Raw genomic sequence first — 5,165 nt, forward strand, 5'->3', positions numbered from 1 at the left:
AGAAAACAGGAGTATGAGCGAGAATAAGTGAGTTTGAAAAGTGCTTTTCGAGGTAGGTGCTACGGTGGTAGCACCTACAAACGTCGCAGGTAGAAACCAAGAGCATGAGCAAGAATAAGCGAGATTGAAAAGCTCTTTTTGAGGTAGATGCTACGGCGGTAGCACCTACAAACGTCGCGGGAAGAAACAAGAGGCATGAGAGAGAATAAGGTAATTTGAAAGGTGCTTCTACTATTTAATGACATTCAAAGCGACGAAGAAGTGAAGATAGTAGATATGCTTGACGTTTTCCGTCAGTGGGTGCGAATGTTTCAGCCTGAGCGTAGTCAACCACGTAATTTAGTGACACTCAATACCGGTTTTTCATTTTAACATTACTATAGCTAAAATAGTTACCTTAAAAGCTTTCTTGGTAACGGAGTGCACGTACTATACGGTTCTTGAAAGTAATTTCTTGATAGACATGATACGCGCGATCCATGTAAATCACAGGCTTTACATTCTATGTTAAAAATGAAGCACAGAACAGTCCCCTTGTTTTACAAATAAAACTTTTAAAGTGTTGATATATCCCATTAAAATATAGAATTAACCCATATTACAATGTATAATTTATAATTCGTACCGAAGTACAGAGAACTGCCCCCAAATCTTCTTCTTTGTACAAAATCAAAATAGCATTTATACTGGTATAGTAATGAAAAAGGTTTAATTATTTTGTGTTCCAATGCATAAAGTAAATGAAAAACCAAAGCTTAGAGGAGGAAATGACTATGGACCCACGAGAATTTAGAAATGCTTTAGGATACTTTTCTACAGGTGTTACTGTCATTACAGGAAAAGTAGACGATAAACTAATAGGATTAACTGCAAATGCTTTTTCATCGCTATCATTAGATCCACCTTTGATATTGGTTTGTATTGATAAGAAAGCGAGTAGTATGGCTGCTTTTAACAAACAAAGTCCTTTCGCAGTAAATATTCTTCAAAAAGGACAAGAGGATGAATGTTGGAGATTTGCTAAACGAGCAGAGGACAAATATGAGGGAGCTTCGTACACTTTTTCCAAAGACGGAGTACCAATTCTAAATGATAATCTTGCTACGCTTGAATGTACAGTAGAAGAGGTACTCGAAGGTGGGGACCATTATATTGTAACTGGCCGTGTGCAGAGTGCATCACGTAATGAACATTTAAAACCACTTTTATTTTTTGGTGGAAAAACAGGCCACTTAGCAGAATAAAACGTAAATGGTTGTTTACAGAATTAACAAAGACTCTTTCTTATGGGAAAGAGTCTTTGTTAATAAGAATGTAATAGCTCTGTTTATGACACGCTTGTCAAGAGAAACTAGCCCTTGGCACTTAAATTGATGGTGGTGAAAGCTGACAATGTGGGTATTCCATTCAGAAGTAATGAAGCAAAGAACCGTCCCCTGCTTCGGACCCTGCTTCGGATTTAGGAAGCTGATTTCCTGGTAAGTGATTGTTGTTCAGGTTTTTCGTTCTTTAGTCGGTAGGGGCTAATTATCCAATATAAACATCCCACGAAAAAGGCTCCGCCAACAATGTTTCCCAGTGTGACAGGGACTAGATTGCTAAAATAACCGACGATCGTAACTGTTTCAGGACTTGGATGAATAAGAGCTAGACCTAGGATAGCCATATTTGCAATACTATGCTCATAGCCTGAAACGATAAAAGTAGTTAGGATCCAAAGAATCATCATCATTTTTGCTGCATCATTTTTCGTTCTCAATGAGCACCAAATAGCTAGACACACGAGCCAGTTACATAAGATTCCGCGAACGAATAATTCTGTTGTGCTCAAACTCATTTTAGTTGACGCGATCTTCATTAAAAAATGATCGCCCGTAATACCTGAGAAAATACCTGAGTATAAAATAAGGACGCAGAATAGCGTTGCTCCCAAGAAATTACCTAAGTAACACCATCCCCAATTTTGAAGCATCTGTTTAGGTGTGGTTACTCCAGACAACGTACTTACGGAGAAAAACATATTATTGCCGGTGAAAAGTTCCGATCCTGCAAACAGGATTAATACTAAAGCAACTCCAAACGATAAAGCAAAGAGGAGTGATGCTACTGGAGATGATATCTCTGCAAATGAACTGCCAATCGAAACGCTTAACACAACTGCCAGTCCAATATAGGCGCCTGATAAACAGGCTGACACTAAATATCTTCCTAAACTTGTATTTAACAGCTTCACTTTAGCCAGGGCCATACTATTCAATGTTTGTATCGTATCTTTATACAACTTATCCATCTCCTAACCGTAATTTCAATGTAAGTATAGTGCGATATTTAAATCATAAGTAACATCCTATAGCAACGGCTTAGTAAAATGTTGATGATTGTTATATTTACTTACATACATTTTGAACAATCCCTGAGATAGATGTTGTTAATAGTGTACAGAAGAGAGGGACATGTGGAAATCACTTTTTTCTTCTGTTTTTTGAAAACAAAGAAGCAGCCACCTAAGGCTACTTCCAGAGTTGGTGTGAAGATTTACTGATCTGTATTATTCAAGCGAATTATTTTCATTTTGCTGTCTAAGTTCTTTTTCGGCTAAACCAAGGTTCACTTCGCGAAGTTCTGTGTATTCATCGACCGAGTCGCCAGGAATTTGACGAGCATCGGAAGAAAGGGTGATTTTTTCTTTTTTAGGTGCATTAGTTAGTGTAGGTTTTTTTCTGAGAAATGATTTATCAGTGCTCATATGTTTCCTCTCCTTTGATTATCGTATATATTCAGCGTTGTAACTATTTTCTCCAGCGTATACAGTCAATAATGTATTTGCGTAACCGATTAAACGATTAATAATTTCATCTATGATCGCAAATAATAAGGGGTGAGATTCATATTTGTGTAAAACAGGATCTTGGACGACAACGGTTGTTTTCATAAATACATCTCGGTTGCCTTGTAATTCATAGTGAATAATGGCCGTAGCTGCCACGCCGCCTGTTGTTGGTTCGCTTAATTCTTTAAAAAACACGTACCATTCCTCGGACGTAGCGGATCGTAAGTTTTTTGTGAATGTCATTCCTTCGACTACTTGCTGTATGTTCAGGTCAAACGTAGGTTGTTGATTGTTGATGTTATTTCCCATGAAAATTCACCGCCTATTTCTAGTTTGACCAGATGATTACAATAGATGTGCGTTAATTTTTTCCTGGATGAACATAATAATTCAGGAAAAGGTCTAATGTTGCGGCGAATTTCCTCTAGCTCGTACTAGAGGGTATTATAAGAAAAACATTAATGTTAATATAAAAGCTGTCTTGTACAAGTAGTTGAAAATATTATTTTAATAAAAGGGTAGGTAAGAAAAATCCCTGGGAGAGTGAAGAATGTGAAACAAAATCAATGGACAGCTTTAGGATTGATAGGAACGGCTGTGCTTTTTTCCTTAAGTCTGTGGTTTAGCGCGTCAGTTATAGGACCGAATCTTAAACTAGTCTGGGGTCTGACCCCAACAACCGAAGCATGGCTTTCAGCATCAGTTCCTCTTGGATTTGTCATTGGTGCATTGATTAGTGCTTATTTTGGACTGCCTGATCGAATTAACACTAGAAAACTATTTGCGATTTCTGCATTTACCGGGGCAATTTTAAATATATTATTAATTTTTGTGAATATCGCAAGTTTAGGTATACTTATCCGTGTTCTTACTGGACTCACTCTGGCAGGTGTATATCCGCCGGCAGTGAAGCTGATCGCACAATGGTTTCCAAAGCAACGCGGCTTGGCAACAGGTATATTAATTGCTGCGTTAACACTTGGATCTTCATTACCACATTTAATATCTTTGATCGTGGTAGTTGAAGAAGCGTTTCTAGTATTGTTCATTAGTTCAACCTTAGCAATGATTTCAGCCTTTATTGTAGGCGTGGTATTAGTGGATGCACCAGCGCCCTCGAAAAAAACGCATTTTTCCATGAGGACCATGAAACGAGTCCTGAAAAACAAACCAGTCATGTTAGCCAATTACGGATACTTTGGACACATGTGGGAGCTCTATGCAATGTGGACTTGGCTTCCTGCATTTTTAACAGCCAGCTTTTTAACTTATTCTTCCTCTTTGGATCTTGGATTGAGTGTGTTCGTCTCTTTTCTAGCCATTGGTATTGCTGGGGGGCTTGGTTCTATTATAGGAGGGATTTTAGCTGATAAAATTGGTCGGTCTAATTTAACGATCATCTCATTGTCCGTGAGTTCGGTTTGCGCGCTATTAATAGGATTCACTTTTGGGAGCAATATATGGTTAACGATTACTTTAGCCCTTATATGGGGATTTTTCGTAATAGCTGACTCTGCCCAGTTTTCTGTAGCAGTTTCCGAGTTTGCAGAGGTTGAATATCTAGGAACAGCTTTAACCTTTCAAATGTGTATTGGATTCTTAATTACAATTATTACGATTAATCTTATTCCGTGGATTCAAATGTGGACAGGGTGGGAATGGGCATTTGTTGTGTTAAGCATTGGACCAATTTTAGGCGTTGTAGCGATGGTTAAGTTTAAAGTCTATGAAAAAACACAAGAAAGCAATTAGACTATTCGGGTTATTCATCCTAATCTAGCTACTTACAGCGCTGTTAATTTTTTATATCCGTGCCTCTTTCTTCTTATCACTAAAAAGGAGAAGTTTTTGATATACTTCGTCTGAGTTACTTTCGCAGGAAACTAATTTATGCAGCGTCCCGGAAAAGAGAGGGATTAAGCTCGTCATAGAAAACTAAGCTAGTTTCTTCTATAGCTTATAAGATTAAATGGCATAGATGAAAGATTGATGTCTTATAGGTACTTACTTAAGAAGGAGTTAACATTAGTAGTTTATCAGCAGAGGATAAATAATAGTAGACTATTAGAATATGCTGTGTTATGATATTAGTCCGTCGTTAAGAAATGGTTTTTTTAAAACGGTTCATACCATTATTAAAAAAACATCTTGCAAAGATGGTATTATTCTGGTATAGTTAATATCTTACTTCGGATAACGAGCGAAACGAGTTAAATAAATAGTTGTTGACATTCAATTGATATATTGATATAATATAAAAGTTGACTCGAAAACAACGATCAACACATTGACCTTTGAAAACTAAACAAAAAGCCAAGCAAAGTGGGATATTTTA

At 37.3% G+C, this 5,165-nt stretch carries 5 protein-coding genes; 2 read left to right on the forward strand and 3 right to left on the reverse strand.

The genetic code is table 11. The features are described from left to right. Positions 1-773 precede the first annotated feature (773 nt). Positions 774-1,244 carry a flavin reductase family protein gene (locus ACHABW_RS25290; protein WP_435759759.1) on the forward strand — a complete coding sequence of 157 codons (471 nt, stop codon included), beginning with the start codon at positions 774-776 and terminating at the stop codon, positions 1,242-1,244. Positions 1,245-1,459: 215 nt separating this feature from the next. On the opposite strand, the gene ACHABW_RS25295 is transcribed toward ACHABW_RS25290, so the two are convergent. The 3 genes from ACHABW_RS25295 to ACHABW_RS25305 all read right to left on the reverse strand — a co-directional run bounded on the left by ACHABW_RS25295 (position 1,460) and on the right by ACHABW_RS25305 (position 3,139). Further along, the gene (locus ACHABW_RS25295; protein WP_435759761.1) at positions 1,460-2,281 is read right to left on the reverse strand and encodes a formate/nitrite transporter family protein; all 822 of its coding nucleotides are present in this window, start codon (positions 2,279-2,281) and stop codon (positions 1,460-1,462) included. 267 nt (positions 2,282-2,548) lie between these two features. Further along, positions 2,549-2,746: a hypothetical protein gene (locus ACHABW_RS25300; RefSeq protein WP_435759763.1), complete on the reverse strand. Its 198-nt coding sequence runs from the start codon at positions 2,744-2,746 to the stop codon at positions 2,549-2,551. Positions 2,747-2,764: 18 nt separating this feature from the next. Continuing rightward, positions 2,765-3,139, reverse strand: a complete 375-nt coding sequence (locus ACHABW_RS25305; RefSeq protein WP_435759765.1) for a hypothetical protein — start codon at positions 3,137-3,139, stop codon at positions 2,765-2,767. Positions 3,140-3,382: 243 nt separating this feature from the next. On the opposite strand from ACHABW_RS25305, the gene ACHABW_RS25310 reads away from it, so the two are divergent. Next, complete coding sequence (locus tag ACHABW_RS25310) at positions 3,383-4,582, forward strand: MFS transporter (RefSeq protein ID WP_435759767.1); 1,200 nt, start codon at positions 3,383-3,385, stop codon at positions 4,580-4,582. Positions 4,583-5,165 lie beyond the last annotated feature (583 nt).

The organism is Salipaludibacillus sp. CF4.18, from assembly GCF_051262595.1.
GTDB classification, from domain to species: Bacteria; Bacillota; Bacilli; order Bacillales; family Salisediminibacteriaceae; genus Salipaludibacillus; species Salipaludibacillus neizhouensis.